This is a genomic window from Burkholderia sp. LAS2 (assembly GCF_018417615.1).
In the GTDB taxonomy this organism is placed as follows: domain Bacteria; phylum Pseudomonadota; class Gammaproteobacteria; order Burkholderiales; family Burkholderiaceae; genus Burkholderia; species Burkholderia sola.
Map to the genome: position 1 here is coordinate 3,358,871 of NZ_CP071052.1, position 18,352 is coordinate 3,377,222.

Sequence of the window (18,352 nt, forward strand, 5' to 3'; positions counted from 1 at the left end):
CGCTTGCCCGCGCCGGCCGGCTGCTCCGCTTTCGCGGAGCGCGCGGCCTTCGTCACCCCTGCGCGCGCCGCCACGCTCAGGCCGCCCGCGTTTCGAGCACTTCCACCGCCGGCAGCTTCTTCCCCTCGAGGAACTCGAGGAAGGCGCCGCCGCCCGTCGAGATGTAGCTGACCTGGTCGTGGATGCCGTACTTCGCGATGGCCGCGAGCGTGTCGCCGCCGCCCGCGATCGAGAACGCGGACGATTTGGCGATCGCTTCGGCGAGCGTCTTGGTGCCGTTGCCGAACTGGTCGAACTCGAACACGCCGACCGGGCCGTTCCACACGATCGTGCCGGCCTTCTCGAGCTGGCTCGCGAGCGCCTTGGCCGTATCGGGGCCGATGTCGAGGATCATGTCGTCCGCTTCGATGTCGGCGACCTGCTTCACCGTGGCCGCGGCCGTCGGCGAGAATTCCTTCGCGGTGACGACGTCGGTCGGGATCGGCACCGATGCGCCGCGCTCGCGCGCTTCGTCGATGATCGCCTTCGCCTCGGCGACGAGATCGGCTTCCGCGAGCGACTTGCCGATCGACAGGCCGGCCGCGAGCATGAACGTGTTCGCGATGCCGCCGCCGACGATCAGCTGGTCGACCTTGCCGGCCAGCGACTTCAGGATGGTCAGCTTGGTCGACACCTTCGAACCGGCGACGATCGCGACCAGCGGGCGCGCCGGGTTGCCGAGCGCCTTGCCGAGCGCGTCGAGTTCCGCAGCAAGCAGCGGGCCCGCGCATGCCACGGGCGCGTACTTCGCGATCCCGTGGGTGGTCGCCTCCGCACGGTGCGCGGTGCCGAACGCGTCGTTCACGTACACGTCGCAGAGCTTCGCCATCTTCTGCGCGAGCTCGTCCGAATTTTTCTTCTCGCCCTTGTTCACGCGGCAGTTCTCGAGCAGCACGACCTGGCCCGGCGCGACGTTCACGCCGTTCTCGACCCAGTTCGCGACGAGCGGCACGTCGCGGCCGAGCAGGTCGGCGAGACGCTTCGCGACCGGCGCGAGCGAGTCTTCCGGCTTGAATTCGCCTTCGGTCGGACGGCCGAGGTGCGACGTGACCATCACCGCCGCGCCGGCGTCGAGCGCGGCCTGGATGGCCGGCACGGACGCACGCACGCGCGTGTCCTCGGTGATGTTGCCCTGGTCGTCCTGCGGGACGTTCAGGTCGGCGCGGATGAACACCCGCTTGCCGGCGAGCTGGCCGGCGGCGATCAGGTCGGTAAGACGCTTGACTTGGCTCATGTTGAACAGATTGAAGTGGTGGATGGGGAAAGGGGGTTCACGCTGGACGTGCGCGGGCTGCCGCGAAAGGGCGCCGGATGCGGCCGTGGCTGGCGGTTCGCAAGACGCGCACGGGTAAAAAATCTCGAACGGGCATTCTAGCCGATCCATCCGGCAGACTGACCCGTGCGACGGCGAATTCCGCCTATTTGGGATCGCGCGCCGGAACGGACGAATTGCTGCATCGCAGCAAGACAGGCGCACAGCCGGCCGGCAGTGATCGGGCCGGAACGGCGGCGCATCAGAAGATCAGCCGCAGTGCGGTGAACACGAGCATCCCGATGACGATCGTGCCGAGCATGCTGCGCCGCCACAAAAACCAGCCGAGGCCGGCGAGCGCCGCGTAGAACGGATGATTGGACAGCCCGAACGACAGTCCGGCCGGCGTTTCGAGCACGTCGGGCAACACGACGGCGACCAGCGCGGCGGCCGGCGCGTAGCGCAGCGCGCGCTGCGCGCGTTCGGGCAGCACGGTGCGCTCGCCGCCGATCAGGAACAGCGCGCGCGTGACGGCCGTGACGATCGTCATCCCGACGATGACGATCCAGATCTCGGTCGCGCTCATTCGATGTCCTTTTCGTGCACGGTTTCGGTCCGGATGCGCCGCCAGTCGGCGCGCTCGACGAAGAAATCGGCCGCGCAGCCGGCCGCGAGCGCGGCGAGCACCGCGATCGGGAGCGCGAGCCGGTACGGCAGGTCGAACGCGATCAGCGACACGATGCCCGCGACCGCGACGGCCGCGAGCGTCGAGCGGTTCGCGACCGCCGACACCATGATCGGGATCAGCGCGAGCGTGCCGGCCAGCTCCAGCCCCCAGCTCGCGGGAAAGACGCTCGCGAGCAGGATGCCGGCGAGCGACGACACCTGCCACGACGCCCAGCTCGCGAGCGCCATCCCCCAGAAATACGCTTCCTTGCCCGGCACGCGGCCGTACGCGAAGCCCTGTTTCTGGAACAGCAGATAGATCACGTCGCCGTTGAAATAGCCGATCGCGAGGCGCCGCCACAGCGGCAGGTAGGAAAAATGGGGCGCCAGCCCGGCGCTGAAGATCACGAAGCGCAGGTTGACCATCGCGGCCGTGAGCAACACGGTCCAGATCGGCAGCTTCGCCGCGAGCAGCGGCAGCACCGCGAGCTGCGACGAGCCCGCGTAGACGAACAGCGACATCGCGCTCGCCTGCCCGAGCGTCATCGCGGACTTGCTCATCGCGATGCCGGTGACGAGCCCCCAGGACAGGATCGCCATCAGTGTCGGGGAATAGTCGCGCGCGCCCTGGATCAGCGCGAAGCGGTCGGTGGCGGACAATCGAGCGAGCATCGGAAAGCGGGCCGCAGCGGGCGGTTCGTCGGGACGCCGGCGCCTCCTGCCGTGCGACCCATCGTTATTGGAATCGGTACCGGACGATTATAGCGCCGGCCCCGTGCCGCCCGACCGGATCGTCCCCAAATGACGCTAAAATAAGCGTCTTTCCGGTTCAACGCTGCACACCACCCGCAGCACATCACCGCTTCCAGGAGAATCCTATGTCAATGGCCGACCGCGACGGCAAGATCTGGATGGACGGCAAGCTGATCGACTGGCGCGACGCCAAGATCCACGTCCTGACCCATACGCTGCACTACGGCATGGGCGTCTTCGAGGGCGTGCGCGCGTACAAGACGGCCGACGGCGGCACCGCGATCTTCCGCCTGCGCGAGCACACCAAACGCCTGCTGAATTCGGCGAAGATCTTCCAGATGGACGTGCCGTTCGACCGCGAAACGCTCGAAGCCGCGCAGCTCGCGGTCGTGCGCGAGAACCATCTCGAGTCGTGCTACCTGCGCCCGATCATCTGGGTCGGCTCGGAAAAGCTCGGCGTGGCCGCGAAGGGCAATACGATCCACGTCGCGATCGCCGCGTGGCCGTGGGGCGCGTACCTCGGCGAGGACGGCCTCGCGAAGGGCATCCGCGTGAAGACGTCGTCGTTCACGCGCCACCACGTGAACGTGTCGATGGTGCGTGCGAAGGCATCCGGCTGGTATGTGAACTCGATTCTCGCGAACCAGGAAGCGACGGCCGACGGCTACGACGAAGCGCTGCTGCTCGATGTCGACGGCTACGTGTCCGAAGGCTCCGGCGAGAACTTCTTCCTCGTGAACAACGGCAAGCTGTACACGCCCGACCTGTCGTCCTGCCTCGACGGCATCACGCGCGACACGGTCATCACGCTCGCGAAGGACGCCGGCATCGAGGTCATCGAGAAGCGCATCACGCGCGACGAGGTCTACACGGCCGACGAAGCGTTCTTCACCGGCACGGCCGCCGAGGTCACGCCGATCCGCGAACTCGACAACCGCACGATCGGCAGCGGCGCGCGCGGCCCCGTCACGGAAAAGCTCCAGTCGGCGTTTTTCGATATCGTGTCGGGCAAGAACGCGAAGTACGCGCACTGGCTGACGAAGGTCTGAGCGCGCCGCGCCACCGACCGCCCCACACAAGAGTGATAAGAGAAAGTCTCATGAGCGAAATCAAGGAAATGCCGCTGGTCGAGCTGACGGCCAAGGATCTTCCCGCCTACTGCCCGAACCCGGCCATGACGCGCTGGAATGCGCACCCGCGCGTCTTCATCGACGTATCGCACGGCGAGGCGCGCTGCCCGTACTGCGGCACGCGCTACAAGCTGCGCGACGGCGAGGTCGTCAAGGGCCACTGAGCCCCGGCGGCCGGGCCTGACGGCCCGCCGACCCGCAAGGCGGCGCAGCCGGCAGTCCGGCGCGCCGCCCTTCCCCATTCTGGCAACCCGAACGCGGCGCCCGTGCGCCGTGCTTCATTACGACATCGGAAGTCGACCTGATGCGTCGAGCGCTGGTTATCGCACCGAACTGGATCGGTGACGCATTGATGGCGCAGCCGCTTTTTGCGCTGCTGAAAAAGCTCCATCCCCGCATCGCGATCGATGCCGTCGCACCCTCCTGGGTCGCGCCCGTGCTCGAGCGGATGCCCGAGATCCACGATGTCTACGCGACCGATCTCGCGCACGGCAAGCTGCAGCTGCTGCGCCGCTGGCAGCTCGCGAGCGACCTGCGCGACGTCGGCTACGACGCGGCGTACGTGCTGCCGAATTCGCTGAAATCCGCGGTGATCCCGTGGCTCGCGAACATTCCGCTGCGCATCGGCTATACGGGCGAGCACCGCTACGGGCTGCTGAACGTGCGGCACGCGAACCCCGACAAGTCGGGCGAGCGGCCGCCGATGACGACCCATTACGCGGCGCTCGCGTACGCGCCGGGCGCGAAGCTGCCCGAGTCGATGAAGACGCTGCCCGCGCCGCGCCTGGACGCCGACCTGAACGAGACGGCGCGCGTGTCCGCACGTTTCAATCTCGATACGCGCAAGCCGCTCGTCGTGTTCTGCCCCGGCGCCGAATACGGCCCGGCCAAGCGCTGGCCGCCCGAGCACTTCGCGTCGCTCGCGACCATCGTCCACCAGTCGTTCCCGTATACGCAGATCGTCGCGCTCGGCTCGCCGAAGGATTCGGCCGCCGCGCAGGCGATCGCCGACCACGCGCCGAACGTGCGCAACCTGTGCGGGCAGACGTCGTTGTCCGAGGCGTGCGCGCTGATCGCGCGCGCGAACGCGGTCGTCACCAACGATTCTGGGCTGATGCACGTCGCCGCCGCGTTGCGCCGGCCGCTCGTCGCGTTGTACGGATCGACCGATCCGCGCCATACCCCTCCGCTGTCGGACCTGGCGAAGGTACAATGGTTACATCTCGAATGCAGTCCCTGCTTCGAACGCGAGTGCCCGCTCGGCCACCTGAAGTGCCTGCGCGAACTCGGTCCCGAGCAGGTATTCGGCGATTTGCGCGGCATGCTCGTCGGGCAGCGCTGACCCTGACCGGCAGCGTCGCACGGCGCGCCGGGCAATCCGATTCACCGGTGTACGGCGGCTCGATCCGGGCCGCCGTGCTGAATACGGCGCGCGATGCGCGCGAGAGACCACCCCGATGCCACGTTTTGCCCGCCTGTTCGAAGCTGCCGCCGATACGCTGAACGCCTACTACCAGGCCGTCGCGGATGCCAATCTCGACGCGCTGCTGGCGCTGTGGATCGACGAGGATTTCGCCAGCTGCGTGTGGGCGGACGGCGAGCATCTGCACGGCCTCGACCAGATCCGCAGCGGGCTGGGCAATCGCCTCGCGACGCGCCCCGTCACGATCGAGCCGCTCGACATCCGCGTGTACGACAGCCTCGGCACGGTCGTCTATACGATCGCCGAAGCGCATCAGCAGGCCGACCTGACGGCCGAACCCGACATGGTTTTCGCGACGTACGTGATGATCCACGAACGTGGCGAATGGCGCATCGCGCACATCCACGCGAGCCCGATTCCTGAACGAGCGGCCGGACAATTCGCCGCGAAGATCCGTCACGGGCAGGGTCCGCTGCACTGACGAAAAACGAAGCAACGCATTAGCGGGGCGATCATGAGTACGGCTTCTCCGCCCACCTCGCCGCTGACCGGGCCCCCGGCCCCCGACGACGATTCATTGCGCTATCGCGCACCGCGCTGGCTGCCCAACAGCCATGTGCAAACCATCGTGCCCGCGCTGTTCGCGCGGCGGCCGGTAGTCGGTTATCGGCGAGAGCGATGGGAAACGCCCGACCATGACTTCATCGACCTCGACTGGGTCGCGCACCTCGACAGCGCGGCGCCGGCGCCCGACGCGCCGCTGTTCGTGCTGTTCCACGGCCTCGAAGGCAGCTCCGGCTCGCACTACGCGCTCGCGATGATGGCCACCGCGCGCGCGCACGGCTGGCACGCGGTCGTCCCGCACTTCCGCAGTTGCAGCGGCGAGATCAACCGGCAGCCGCGCTTCTACCATCTCGCCGACAGCGCCGAGGTCGACTGGATCCTGCGCCGGCTCGCCGCGCAGCACCGCGGACCGCTGGTCGTGGCCGGCGTGTCGCTGGGCGGCAACGTGCTGCTGCGCTGGCTCGGCGAGCATCGCAGCGACACGTCGATCGTGCGCGCCGCCGCCGCGATCTCGACGCCGATCGACGTGCATGCCGGCGGCCGCGCGCTGTCGCAGGGCTTCGCGATGGTCTACACGCGCAGCTTCCTGAAGACGCTCAAACGCAAGGGGCTCGCGAAACTCGAACAGTATCCGGGGCTGTTCGACCGCGACGCGATGCTGCGGGCCGTGACGATGCGCGACTTCGACGAAGTCGTGACCGCGCCGCTGCACGGTTTCGCGAACGCGGACGACTACTGGACCCAGGCGACGACGCGCCCGCTGCTGCGCGCGATCGACGTGCCCACGCTGATCCTCAACGCCCGCAACGACCCGTTCCTGCCCGAATCGGCGCTGCCGGGCCCGGCCGACGTGTCGCCGGCCGTCGAGCTCGACCAGCCCGCGCACGGCGGCCACGCGGGCTTCATGACCGGGCCGTTCCCCGGCCGCCTCGACTGGCTGTCGGCGCGGGTGTTCGGCTATTGCTCGAAATTCGTCGACCATGGATGACATCGTCAGGCAGGCGCTCGCCAAATGGCCGAACGTGCCGCATTGCACCGGCTGGCTGCTGCTCGATCGGCGCGGCGCATGGCGGCTGCGCGACGACGCCGCGCAGGCGGCCGGCGAGCTCGGCTCGCCGATCCGGCATGCGGCGCTGAACGCGTTCATCGGCCGCAACTACGCATGCGACGCGCAGGGCCAGTGGTTCTTCCAGAACGGGCCGCAGCGCGTGTACGTCGAACTCGCCTATACGCCGTGGGTCGTGCGGCTCGCCGAGCATGACGGGCAGCTTGCGCTCACCGACCAGACGGGCGCCCCGTTCAAGCCGGAGGCAGCGTGGCTCGACGACGGCGGCGGCGTGCTGTTTCGCGACGCCGGCACGCCCGCGCGCATCGCGGCGCTGCACGATCACGACCTCGGGCTGTTCGCCGATCACGCGGATTTCGATGCCGAGCCGCCCGTGCTGCGCTGGCGCGACGGCCGTACGCTGCCGCTCGGCAGCATCGCGTGCGCCGACGTACCGACACGGTTCGGCTACGTCGCCAGCCCGGCGCGCCGCGCGCGCGACGCGGCCGACAGCGACCAGTGAGCCGCGGCGGCACCGGCCGCGTTCGCCGCGCGATGGCCGCTACCCGCGGCCGTTCTTCTCGTCGTCGCGCTCTTCCTTGTAGCGCGCCTCGAATTCCAGCAGCCGCGCGCCGATGATCGACTGCTCGTAGAACGACACGTCCTTCGCGTCGCGCGCTTCCTTCAGTTGCCGGATCGCCGATGGCCACGCGCCGTCGAGCGCCAGTTTCTCCGCCAGCGCGCGGCGCCGCGCGAGCACGTCGCCCTTGCCGTCGCTCGCCTTCGCGAGGTAATCCCACCAGTCCGGCTGTTCGGGGTCGGCCTTCGCCTGCGCCCGCGCGAGCGTCTGCGCGTCGGCGAAGCGGCGCGCGGCGATCAGCGCCTGCAGGTGCGCGACGATCGCCGCGTGCGACGCCGGCCAGCGCCGCTGCGCGAGCGCCGACAGCCGTACCGCGTCGTCGGTCCGGCCCGCGCGGCGGGCGATGTCGGCGGCCAGCACGTCGAGGCTCGGCGAACGGGTGGCCGGATCGTCGTCGCGCCGCTCGCGCTCGTCGAACGCGCCGCGCGCCGACGCGAGCGCCTTGTCCGCCGCATCGTACTGGCCGAGCAGCGTGTTCGCGAGCGCGATGCCGTACCAGTTCGCCGCGACGTTCGGCGCGGTGCGATCGTCGATCTCGAGCTGCATCCGGCGCGCCTCGGCCGAGATGTCGGTCGGCGCCCGGTTCTGCAGGATGCGCAGCCGCGCGCGCACGAACCCGTATTCGGCCGACTGGCGCGGTTGCCGGTACGGCGCGCGGCGCGCACGATCCTCCATGTCCGCAATCCGCTCGCCGGTCAGCGGATGCGTGCGCGCGTAGGCCGGCACGCCCGCATCGCCCATCGACGCGCGATCGAGCCGCTCGAAGAAGCCCGGCATCCCATACGGGTCGTAGCCGGCTCCCGCGAGCAACTGGAAGCCGACGCGATCGGCCTCGCGCTCGGCCGAACGCGAGAAGCGCAGCTGGTTGTCGACCGCGTACGCCTGCCCGCCCATCGCGATCGCGCTGCCGAGATCGCCGCTGCGCGCGAGCACGCCGGCCAGCACGCCGAGCAGCATCGTCGCGAGCGCCGTGTAGCCGCTCTTCTCGCTCGCGCCGATCATCCGCGCGATGTGCCGCTGCAGCACATGCCCCATCTCGTGGCCGACCACAGATGCGAGCTCCGACTCCGTCTGCGTCGTCACCACCAGCCCGCTGTTGATCCCGATGAAGCCGCCCGGCATCGAGAACGCGTTGATCTGCGGATCGCGCACCGGGAACAGGTCGAAGTCGGGCGTGTAGCCGCCGATGTAGCGCGCCGCCGCCGCGGCCGCGAGCCGCGCCGCCATCGCGTTCAGGTAGTCGCGCACGAGCCAGTCGTCGAGATAGTCGGGATCGCGCCGCACCTCGCGCATCACGCGCTCGCCCAGCCGGCGCTCGGCCCGCGGCGTCAGCGCGCCGCCGGAGCCGTCGCCAAGATCGGGCAGCTCCAGCGCACGCAGCGGCGCGCGCAGGCTCGCGACCGGCGCCGACGCACCGTCCGCGCCCGAGAACCGGCTCTCCGCGCCGCCGTACGTGCCGAACACGCCGGTCGCGATGCCGGACGGCACGGTGGATATCGACGTCGCGCCGCCCGCTGCCGGCTCGAGCGGCGGCGCGGCGGCGCTCTGCGCATGGCCGCCCGGCGGCAGCGCAAGCGCGGCCGACAGCGACACGGCAAGCAACTGTTTGACACGCATGGCAGGATGAATACGACGCCGTCCCGCGCGAGCGGCGCGCATCGCGGCGTTTGGTCTGAATATTCGGGTCATTGTACCGGCGCCGCGACGACTGTCCCGTGCCGCGCATGCGTCATCTGCGCGTCCGGCAACGCGAACGCCGCTGCTATGATAGGCGCCCGCTGCGCGGTTGGATCGGTTCGTCGCGCCGGTACGGGATTCGAAGCGCGGCTGATCACGGAGCCGGATCGACGGACGTGCGCGCGCACGCCGTTCCACGAGAGGAAGACATGTCAGGACTCACCCATTTCGATGCCGCCGGCCATGCGCACATGGTCGACGTCGGCGACAAGCAGGAAACGCGGCGCATCGCGATCGCGCGCGGCACGATCCGGATGCTGCCGGCCACGTTCGCGCTGATCCGCGACGGCAAGGCCAAGAAAGGCGACGTGCTCGGCGTCGCGCGCATCGCGGCGATCCAGGGCGCGAAGCGCACGGCCGATCTCATTCCGCTGTGCCACCCGCTCGCGCTGACGCGCGTGGCCGTCGACTTCGAACTCGACGACGCGCTGCCGGGCGTGCATTGCGTCGTGCAGGTCGAGACGTTCGGCCGGACCGGCGTCGAGATGGAAGCGCTGACGGCCGTCCAGGTCGGGCTGCTGACCGTGTACGACATGTGCAAGGCGGTCGACCGCGGGATGGTGATCACCGACGTGAGCGTGCGCGAGAAGCGCGGCGGGAAGTCGGGGGACTGGAAGGCGGAAGACGCGGCGGGCTGAACGGCCAGGGCGCAGCCGGCCCGCAAATTCGAGATAAAGCCGTTTATCTCATACAATTACCGGATTCCGCACGAGAGAGCGTGCGAACCAGCAAAACAGCACAACAAAGCGAGCCCTGGTGATGAATTCGCAAGCGTTAAGAAGCGCGTTGCTGGCCGGACCGGTCCAGCACGCGCGCCTCGTCAAGCTGGATACCCCGCTCGGCCCTGACGTCCTGTTGCCGCAGCGGGTCGCGGGCCGGTCGCGGCTCGGGCGCCATTTCGAGTTCACCGTCGATACCGTGTCGGTATCCGACGACGTCGAACTCAAGAAACTGATCGCGCAGCCGGTGACGCTCTGGATCCAGCAGGCCGACCAATCGTACGCGCCACACCACGGCTATGCGCATGCGGTCCGCCGGCTCGGATCGGACAGCGGCGTCACGCACTACCAGATCGTCTTTGCATCGTTCCTGCACTTCCTGAAGTTCCGCCGCGATCAGCGCATCTGGCAGGACCGGTCGGCCGACGACATCATCGCCGACGTGTTGAACCAGCACCCGCAGGCCCAGGGCCGCTTCACGTTCCAGCTTTCCCGGCCGCTGCCGTCGCGCTCGTTCTGCATGCAATACGAGGACGACTGGAATTTCGTGCATCGCCTGATGGAATCGGAAGGCCTGTACGGTTTCTGGGAACAGGACAAGGACGGCAAGTCGCACCGGCTCGTCATCGTCGATCGGCTCGATGCGTTGCCCGCGCTGTCGCCGCGAACCGTGCGCTTTCATCACGCGGGCACGGGCGACGAAGCCGACACGCTCGTCCAGTTCACCGGTACGCGCACGCTGCGCAGCGTCGCGCGCGCCACGCGCACGTTCGACTACAAGCAGCCGCCCACCGCGTCGAATCCGAAGGCCACCCACACGCCGACGATCGCGAACCAGGGCGACCTGCCGGGGCAGCTCGAAGTCTACGAATACACGGGTGCGTACACGTATCCCGAGCAGTCGCGCGGCGACCATCTGTCGAAGATCTGGATGGAAGAACAGGAATCGCAAGCGAAGCGCTTTCATGGTGTCGGCGGCGTGCGGCGCATGGACGCGGGACGCACGTTCGCGTTCGCCGATCATCCCGAACACGACAAGGACGATGCCGGTCAACGCGAATTCGCGGTGATCGAGACGACGTGGGTCATCGTCAACAACCTGCCCGTGGCCGACGAGTCGGCCGTTTTCCCGCACAGTCTGCAGGCCGAGATCGGCCGCATCGTGCAGGCAGGCGATACTCCGCTGTCGCGTGTGCGTCATCCCGACGGCACCGAGGGCTTCTATCAGATCCGCATCGAAGCGCAGCGCACGACGGTGCCGTTCCGCAGCCCGTTCGAGCATGCGAAGCCGCCGATGCACCTGCAATCCGCGATCGTCGTCGCCCCGCAGGGCGAAGAGGTCCACACGGACGCGCTCAACCGGGTCAAGGTCCGCTTCCACTGGGACCGCCTGAACGACGGCGACGAAAAGGCATCGTGCTGGCTCCGCGCCACGTCGTCCGATTCGGGCAACGGCTACGGCGCCGTTCACCCGCACCGCAGCGGCGAGGAAGTGCTGGTCGACTTCGTCGGCGGCGACTGCGATCGTCCGATCATCGTCGGCAAGGTCTACAACGGCGCGACGAGTCCGCAATGGCACAGCAACGGGATCCTGTCCGGATACCGGTCAAAGGAATATGCGGGCGCCGGCTACAACCAGCTGGTACTGGACGACGCGACGTCGCAGAACCGCGTGCACCTGTACAGCAGCCAGACCAACGCACATCTGCATCTGGGCTACCTGATCGACCACGCGGGCAACAACCGCGGCAGCTATCTCGGCAGCGGCTTCGACCTGCGCTCGGACGCCTACGGCGCCGTGCGCGCGAACCGCGGGCTGTACGTCACGACGCATCCGAAGCAGGCGGCAAGCCAGCCGCTCGACGTCGACGAGACGCGGGAGCAGCTCGTGCGCGCGGAAGGACTGATCGACGCGATGTCGCAGGTCAGCGCGCAGCATCAGGGCGAGTCGCTCGACCCCGGCCACTCGGCACTGAAGCAGTTCGCCGATGCGACGCGGAACAGCGTGAGCGGCGGCACGTCGGGCGGGCGGACGGCCGGCGGCGGAACCGGCAGCGCGAATGCGTTCAAGGAGCCGGTCATGCTGTTCGGCAGCCCGGCCGGCATCGGGATGTCCACGCAGCAATCCGCGCAATTTGCCGCGGACCAGCAGATCAACCTCGTCAGCGGACAAAGCACGCACGTCGCCGCCGGGAAATCGCTGGTCGCCAGTGTCCTCGACCGGATCAGCCTGTTCGCGCAAAACGCGGGGATGAAGTTGTTCGCCGGCAAGGGCAAGGTCGAAGTGCAGGCGCACGCGGACAACATCGAGCTGACCGCGCAGAAGGCGCTGAAGCTGATCGCCGTCACGCAGTCGGTCGAAGGCGCCGCGGCGAAGGAAATCCTGCTGACGTCCGGCGGCGCCTATATCCGCATCGCGAACGGCAACATCGAGGTGCATGCGCCCGGCAAGATCGACATCAAGGGCGCGCAGCATGCGTTCAGCGGCCCCACCCACCTGTCGCAAGCGATGCCGACGCTGCCGAACTCCAACGGCAACTACGACCAGGCGTTCATCGCGCACTGGGCCGGCACCGACATCCCGGTCGCGAACACGCGGTACCAGATGTTCTCGAACGGACAACTGATCTCGGAAGGCGTCACCAACGCGGCAGGCGAGACAGGGCTCACGCAGAGCCACGTGCCGCACGACGTCGTCGTCAAGTTTCTGGGGAAATCGAATGGCTGACGGACAACAGGACAAGGTGCTCGGAACCGGTGCGGCGATGCTCACCCCGACGGGATACCAGGATCGGCCGAAGGTACAGATCAACATCTGCGACAAGCATGTGACGCCGGCGGCGGATTCCATTATCGGAACGTGCCCGTACTACTACCGGCCGCTGCATGGCGAGTACTGGGAAACGGTCGAAAAAGTCAGCACGTCGAGTATCTGGGCAACCGTCAAGAAATTCGCGACGTCATGGGATCCGTGGAAAGACACGAAAGTTGCCCGTGAACTGCTGCATCGGCGGGAGAACCTGATACAAGCCGAAAGCACCGATTCCGACTGGTCCCGCCACGGCAATTTCATGATGCGTCATATCGGATGCGGGCATAAGCCGCCGGGATATTACGTCAGCTACGGTTACTACTATTGCTCGAATTACGGCAAATACCTGCTCCCGCAATTGAGCGACAAAGGCAAGGCGTGGCTTGCGAGCGCACGCTGGTTCCTGCAGCATTATCTGGAACAGGGTTTGCAGCAGAACATGCGCGGCGACACCATTTCGATCAGGGGCAAGAAGCCGAACAGCGGCGGTTGCGAGATGAACGTGCCGCAGTACGCGCTCGAACTGGATGACGACACCTTCAAGACGTACGCGTTCAAGACCCACCCTCTCGCCTATCTCGACGGCGGTCTGGCCGGGCTCGGGCCTGTCGATATGTACTACATCCTGAAGCAACCCAACGCCCAGGAATGGGGTGATCTCAGGACATTCTCCCAGGCATTCGACAGCGGTGTCGGCGTGGGCAAACAGTACGTCGACAATACCGTCGAATATGCGAAACAGGCCGGTGATGCCGTCAACGAACATGTCATCGACCCTGTTGCACAGGCAATCGAAAAACTGATGCCGAAATGAAATGACGAAAAAATTCCTGAAGCTGTCGCTCGGCGCGGCAGTCGTGCTCATTGTCTTGATTGTCGGGTTCTCATCTATGTCGAATGACTGGCAGGTCGTTTCCAACACTTTCATGAAGAACAGCAAGCCTTACGGCGGAGGCGACTTCGTGATATCGGGAAACGAGGCGATCACGCTGAAGATCAGCGATCCTGAAATCACGTTCAAACCGTACGCGGAATGGAAGGACAAGGAAAAAGCCGAGCCGGCCGAAGCCTGGATGAGCGACAGTCGCGAAACGCTGAACCGGACGTCGGTCGAATTCTGGCGCGGCCCGGTGAACGGCGACATGACGCGCCATTTCAAGCAGGTGGGCCAGACCGCCGCCTGGTGGCACGCCAAGGACTGGACGGTCGAATTCATCAGCACCGGCTGGATGGACTACAAGTCGCCTCAGCCTGCCGACGGGCTGACGCCGCACGTGACCAAGCTCTGGAAGTCGTCCAACGGCGGACGCGACTGGGTACAGCTCGCGTGGCCCGAAGATCGGAACATCGGTCGCCTGCTCTTTCTGGATCCGCAGCGCGGCTATGCGATCGGTTGGGGCCCGCACGTGTGGCGCACGTCCGACGGCGGTCAATCGTGGCGGGAAATCCAACTGCCACCGGGTGCTGCGGAGGCCGGCAAACCCCGCCGCACCTTTGACGGCATCGACCTCGGCCCGGACGGTACCTTGCGCGTGGCATACCACGTCGAGAAATCCGAGCATGCTACCGCCGGAAGCGTCGTCTATCGGCTGGGCTGGGAGCAATCCGGGTTCGCCCTGGAGGCCGTTTTGCCCGAACAGGTCGTCGTCAACCTGTCCTCGTCTCCAACCGCGTCGAATCACTATGCGCTTTACGCGCTGTCGCGCCTCGGCGAACCGCGCAATTTCGATAATCCCGCCGACAAGGGAAAACGCGTCGGCGCCATTTCGACCTGGACGAACGGCGAACCCGAGCAGGTGCGCCAGTTGCATTCGTTTGACGACGCACTGACGCTCGATAGTCTGAGCGTCGGCCGGGACGGATTGCTGCTCGTCTACGCGACCGACGCCAGCCGCAACGGCACACCGCTCGATCTCACGTTCGTCAGCAGCGACGGCGGGAAGACCTGGAACTCGAGCAGGGAGAAACCGGCTCAGGGCGGATATTTCAACGCCCAAACGAACACGCTGTATTCGCTGGTCGCCTATACGCTCAAGAAGCGGCAGTTCTGACCGTTCCGATGCGATTGCCGCGGACCGCCGTCGCGATTCGGATGCCGGCTCCGCGGCACCGCACATCGAGCGCACGGCTCGGCGGCCGCACGGATCGACTTTCGGTGGCCGCGTGCAACGGTGCGGCCATCGGCGCGCAGCCCGCCCGTCACTGCCCGCGCTGCGGCTCGAACACGAACGGTTGCGTCAGCAGGAAAGGATTCGCGGTCGCGCCAGTCTGTGCGCAGGTCGCGTGCGTCATCGCCTCGACGGCCGCGCGATCGGCCGCCGCGTTGCGGCTACTCGTCGTCACGGTCACGTTCTGCGCTTCGCCGGACGTCGTCATCAGCGCGCGCACGAGCACGGTAACCGGACGCGTGAGCGGTTTCGCGCTATCCGGATAGACGGCCCGGGGGATATGGCAGGTCAGCTTGCTTTCCTGCGACGACGACAGCATCGCGCAGCCGGAAAGCAGTACCGCGACGGCGGGCAGGATCAGGTAGGTCGAGCGAAGGGCCATGGTCGAATGTCGTTCTTCAGCACTGTTCTGGGCACATGCGTCGCGCGCCGGCAGCCTTTCGCCGGCCGCATCGCGTGTGTCGCACCGCGCCGCGGCCATCGGACCGGCGCCCCGTTACGGCCGCGCGGCCGAGCAATGCTCGACCGCGATCCTGCTCGGCGGAATGCCCGGATAGCCTGGACATTCTCCGTATTCACACCGGCTACGCGCCGCGCCGGCGGGCACGCGAGCGCTTTCGCGCATTGTGCACGCGCCGCCCGGTCAGCGGCGGCGATTTGACAATGGTTGACGCGAATCGCCGCCCATTCGGCTGGAATCCGCGCGATCCGCGACGTAATCGATACCCGACCGGATTGGCGCGCTATGCGCCGGGCGGCCGTCTTGCTCCGACGTCGGCCGCCGTCAGCGCGGCGCGGTAGACGCCGGAATTCCCCGTTCCGGCGTGCACGACACGCGTCAATCCGAATCGTCGTCGTCCGAATCGTCGCCCTCGTCGGCCGGCGCTTCGCCGTACTTCGCGACGACGGTCGCCCTGAACGTCTTCAGCGCCGGCTCCTGATCGCACAGCTTGTACAACGCGGCCAGCTGTTGCGGCCAGTCCTTCAATTCCTTCGCAAACACATGCAGGCGCGCGACGGTATCGAGCGCGTCCGCTTCGCGGCCGGCCAGCGCCTGCAGCACCGCATAGCGGCGCAGCACCGTGTCGCCGGGCAGCAGCGCGATCGCGCGCTCGTGCGCGGCGAGCTTGAGCGGCAGGTTGTCCGACGAAATCGTGAGCAGCGTCGCCGCACCGTAATCGCCCCACGCGCCGAACAGCAGCGACGGCGCATCGCGGTACTGCGCGGCCGGGCTGCTGCCGTAATAGAGCACTTCCGCGCGCTGGTAGTCGCGCAGCACGGGCACCGCCGCCAGCACGCCGCCGAACGACAGCACCGCGAACAGCCCGAATGCCGCACGCCCCGGCAGGATACGCAGCGGCTTCACCTCGAGCAGCCCGATCACGAACATCGCCGGCAAGAGGAAGAACATGTATTGCTGCGGATACTCGACCAGCGCATGCATCAGCAGGATGCCGATCAGCGCGAAGCCGAACACGCGCATGCTCGACTGCGGCGCCCGCACCGCACGCACGAACCACATGACGAGCGTGACGGCGAGCACGCCGAGCCCGACGAGACCGGACTTCGCGAGCAGGTCGATGAAGATGTCGTGCGAGTTGTTCGCGATCTCGACGCCGCCGAGCGTGCGCACGAGCGCAAACTGATGCGACGGGAATTCGCCCCAGCCGACCCCGAGCAGCGGATGCTCGCGGAACATCGCGAGCCCGTACTTCCACAGCGCGAGGCGCGGCGCGATCTGCCCGGCATCGCGCATCCGGTCGGCTGCCGACTCCGCGAGATTCAGGTGGTAGTGCACGTTGGCCCAGCGCACCGCGACGTTCACCGCGATGAATGCGACCGCAAGCACCACCGGTATCAGCCACGCACGCGCATTGCCCGGCGTGCGGCGCGATTCGACCCACGCCATCCAGAAGCCCGCGACGACCATCACCGCGACCTGCAGCCACGGCCCGCGCGACACCGTCAGCGCGAGACCGACCGACAGCACGAGCGACAGCGCGAGCCATGCCCACACCGCGAGCCGGCGCGTCTGCACCAGATACAGCGCACCCGCGAGCGCGAAGGCGATGTAGCTGGCCAGGTGGTTCGCCTGCGCCATGTTGCCGTACGGGCGGCGATCGACCGCGATGTTGTACACCACGACGAACGGCGAGACGGCCGATTCGAGGTGGAACAGCTGCACGATCTGGGTGCCGACCGCGAACACGCCGCCCACGAGCAGCGCACCGGCCATCATCCGCGACACGATTTCCGCCATCCCGTCGCGCGCCAGCGCATACCCGGCCTGCATCGCGACCAGCGCGGCGGCGAGATAGCCGACCGCCAGCCAGTTCATCGACGGCACCTTGAGCGGGATCAGCGCGACCTGCGCGATCAGCACCGCCGCAAAACCGAGCGGCGCCGCGAACGCCGCCGGCGCGGCAAACCGCTGGGCCGGGCGGCCGGTGCGCGCGAGCAGCACGACGGACACGCCCACCAGCAGATACAGCACCAGCGCGGAAAACTCCGAATAGAAGGTCGGGATCGGATACGTGTGATTCGTGATCGCGTACGGCACGATCAGGGCGACAGCCAGCGCAACGAGCGACAACGAACGGGAAAAAGTAGAAGGCATGAGCGAACCGGATGTCAGCAACCGGCGCACTATACAAAACTTTCCCCGCTCTGTGCGGGGCTGTCGCTCCGCGTGCCGGCGTCGGGCCGCAGCCCGGCCGGCCGAAGCGGCGGCCGGCAGGCCGCATGCGCGGCCGCTCTCCTTCTGCGCCAGCCTTATGCACGGCACTCCGCGGGCGCATATTTCGCGGGCAGCGTCGCGGCGTTACCGGGCAACGGCCCGGCGCCGGGCGCCGGCAGCGACGACGCGTCCTTGCCGGCGGCGAAGCATTCCCACGCAATCGCGCCCGCCTGTATCGCCCCCTTTTTGAGCGGCACGCGCGCGGTGGGCGCATCGGCCTTGTCGGGCGCGGACGGCACGAGCACCAGCGTATTCGTGCCGGCCGCGGCGACACGGGTGGTGAACGCAACCGTGATCTGGCCGGTGGCGCCATCGATCGCAACCGATTCGACGTTGCGGGTCGCGGCCGGCGGGCTGTAGCCGCCGTCGAGGCTCGCGCCGCTCGCGGCATTGTCGGCGACCGCGAGCCGCGCCGACGACGCGAGCGCAAGCCCCTCGCCGACGCGCGACCGTGCGAGGTAATCCTGGTACGCGGGAATCGCATAGGCCGCGACGACGCCGACGATCGCCAGCACGATCATCAGTTCGATCAGCGTGAACCCGGCCAGCCGCCAGCGCGGCGACGACCGGTTCGCGCGCCGCAGATCGGCGGCAACGCGACGGAACAGGGAAACGGAAAAGGCTTCGAACATGGCAGGCTCCGGAAACGAAAAACGCCTGCCGACAA

The 18,352-nt window shown here is 67.6% G+C and carries 17 protein-coding genes; 10 read left to right on the top strand and 7 right to left on the bottom strand.

Annotation, left to right across the window (positions count from 1 at the left end; genetic code table 11):
- Positions 1 to 76 precede the first annotated feature (76 nt).
- The 3 genes from JYG37_RS15580 to JYG37_RS15590 all read right to left on the bottom strand — a co-directional run bounded on the left by JYG37_RS15580 (position 77) and on the right by JYG37_RS15590 (position 2,629).
- On the bottom strand, positions 77 to 1,273 hold the full coding sequence (locus tag JYG37_RS15580) for a phosphoglycerate kinase (RefSeq protein WP_050014551.1): 1,197 nt from the start codon (positions 1,271 to 1,273) through the stop codon (positions 77 to 79).
- A gap of 280 nt (positions 1,274 to 1,553) precedes the next feature.
- Positions 1,554 to 1,877 (bottom strand): AzlD domain-containing protein, encoded by a 324-nt coding sequence (locus JYG37_RS15585; RefSeq protein WP_050014552.1) that lies wholly within the window; start codon positions 1,875 to 1,877, stop codon positions 1,554 to 1,556.
- Positions 1,874 to 2,629 carry an AzlC family ABC transporter permease gene (locus JYG37_RS15590; RefSeq protein WP_124631541.1) on the bottom strand — a complete coding sequence of 252 codons (756 nt, stop codon included), beginning with the start codon at positions 2,627 to 2,629 and terminating at the stop codon, positions 1,874 to 1,876. The genes JYG37_RS15585 and JYG37_RS15590 overlap by 4 nt, the downstream gene beginning before the upstream one ends.
- A 206-nt stretch (positions 2,630 to 2,835) precedes the next feature.
- On the opposite strand from JYG37_RS15590, the gene JYG37_RS15595 reads away from it, so the two are divergent.
- From JYG37_RS15595 to JYG37_RS15620, 6 genes are all read left to right on the top strand, one after another.
- Positions 2,836 to 3,759 (top strand): branched-chain amino acid transaminase, encoded by a 924-nt coding sequence (locus JYG37_RS15595; protein WP_006477940.1) that lies wholly within the window; start codon positions 2,836 to 2,838, stop codon positions 3,757 to 3,759.
- A gap of 50 nt (positions 3,760 to 3,809) precedes the next feature.
- Positions 3,810 to 4,004 (top strand): zinc-finger domain-containing protein, encoded by a 195-nt coding sequence (locus JYG37_RS15600; RefSeq protein ID WP_006482499.1) that lies wholly within the window; start codon positions 3,810 to 3,812, stop codon positions 4,002 to 4,004.
- A 140-nt stretch (positions 4,005 to 4,144) separates the two neighbouring features.
- Positions 4,145 to 5,182 carry a lipopolysaccharide heptosyltransferase II gene (gene waaF / locus JYG37_RS15605; RefSeq protein ID WP_050014556.1) on the top strand — a complete coding sequence of 346 codons (1,038 nt, stop codon included), beginning with the start codon at positions 4,145 to 4,147 and terminating at the stop codon, positions 5,180 to 5,182.
- Positions 5,183 to 5,297: 115 nt separating this feature from the next.
- Entirely contained in the window at positions 5,298 to 5,744 is a 447-nt protein-coding gene (locus JYG37_RS15610) for a nuclear transport factor 2 family protein (RefSeq protein ID WP_050014558.1), read from the top strand.
- Between the two features lie 33 nt (positions 5,745 to 5,777).
- Positions 5,778 to 6,815, top strand: coding sequence for a YheT family hydrolase (locus tag JYG37_RS15615; RefSeq protein WP_050014560.1), 1,038 nt, complete (start codon positions 5,778 to 5,780; stop codon positions 6,813 to 6,815).
- The gene (locus tag JYG37_RS15620) at positions 6,808 to 7,395 is read left to right on the top strand and encodes a DUF2946 family protein (RefSeq protein ID WP_176016118.1); all 588 of its coding nucleotides are present in this window, start codon (positions 6,808 to 6,810) and stop codon (positions 7,393 to 7,395) included. The genes JYG37_RS15615 and JYG37_RS15620 overlap by 8 nt, the downstream gene beginning before the upstream one ends.
- Before the next feature lie 39 nt (positions 7,396 to 7,434).
- Here JYG37_RS15620 and JYG37_RS15625 read toward each other — a convergent pair whose 3' ends face one another.
- Positions 7,435 to 9,129, bottom strand: a complete 1,695-nt coding sequence (locus JYG37_RS15625; RefSeq protein ID WP_204383382.1) for a M48 family metalloprotease — start codon at positions 9,127 to 9,129, stop codon at positions 7,435 to 7,437.
- 269 nt (positions 9,130 to 9,398) lie between these two features.
- On the opposite strand from JYG37_RS15625, the gene moaC reads away from it, so the two are divergent.
- From moaC to JYG37_RS15645, 4 genes are all read left to right on the top strand, one after another.
- Positions 9,399 to 9,887 carry a cyclic pyranopterin monophosphate synthase MoaC gene (gene moaC / locus JYG37_RS15630; RefSeq protein ID WP_050014564.1) on the top strand — a complete coding sequence of 163 codons (489 nt, stop codon included), beginning with the start codon at positions 9,399 to 9,401 and terminating at the stop codon, positions 9,885 to 9,887.
- 121 nt (positions 9,888 to 10,008) lie between these two features.
- Positions 10,009 to 12,696 (top strand): type VI secretion system Vgr family protein, encoded by a 2,688-nt coding sequence (locus JYG37_RS15635; RefSeq protein ID WP_204383383.1) that lies wholly within the window; start codon positions 10,009 to 10,011, stop codon positions 12,694 to 12,696.
- Complete coding sequence (locus JYG37_RS15640; RefSeq protein WP_124631538.1) at positions 12,689 to 13,594, top strand: hypothetical protein; 906 nt, start codon at positions 12,689 to 12,691, stop codon at positions 13,592 to 13,594. Before JYG37_RS15635 ends, JYG37_RS15640 begins: the two co-directional genes overlap by 8 nt.
- Before the next feature lie 76 nt (positions 13,595 to 13,670).
- Positions 13,671 to 14,831 carry a glycosyl hydrolase gene (locus JYG37_RS15645; protein WP_050014706.1) on the top strand — a complete coding sequence of 387 codons (1,161 nt, stop codon included), beginning with the start codon at positions 13,671 to 13,673 and terminating at the stop codon, positions 14,829 to 14,831.
- A 148-nt stretch (positions 14,832 to 14,979) separates the two neighbouring features.
- Here the strand turns inward: JYG37_RS15645 and JYG37_RS15650 are convergent, their stop codons facing one another.
- The 3 genes from JYG37_RS15650 to JYG37_RS15660 form a co-directional block, all read right to left on the bottom strand.
- Positions 14,980 to 15,330, bottom strand: a complete 351-nt coding sequence (locus JYG37_RS15650; RefSeq protein ID WP_124556531.1) for a TonB family protein — start codon at positions 15,328 to 15,330, stop codon at positions 14,980 to 14,982.
- A 456-nt stretch (positions 15,331 to 15,786) separates the two neighbouring features.
- Positions 15,787 to 17,565, bottom strand: a complete 1,779-nt coding sequence (locus JYG37_RS15655) for a PglL family O-oligosaccharyltransferase (protein WP_213345570.1) — start codon at positions 17,563 to 17,565, stop codon at positions 15,787 to 15,789.
- A gap of 155 nt (positions 17,566 to 17,720) precedes the next feature.
- A complete protein-coding gene (locus tag JYG37_RS15660; RefSeq protein WP_050014570.1) occupies positions 17,721 to 18,317 on the bottom strand; it encodes a pilin in 597 nt (198 codons plus the stop codon).
- Positions 18,318 to 18,352 lie beyond the last annotated feature (35 nt).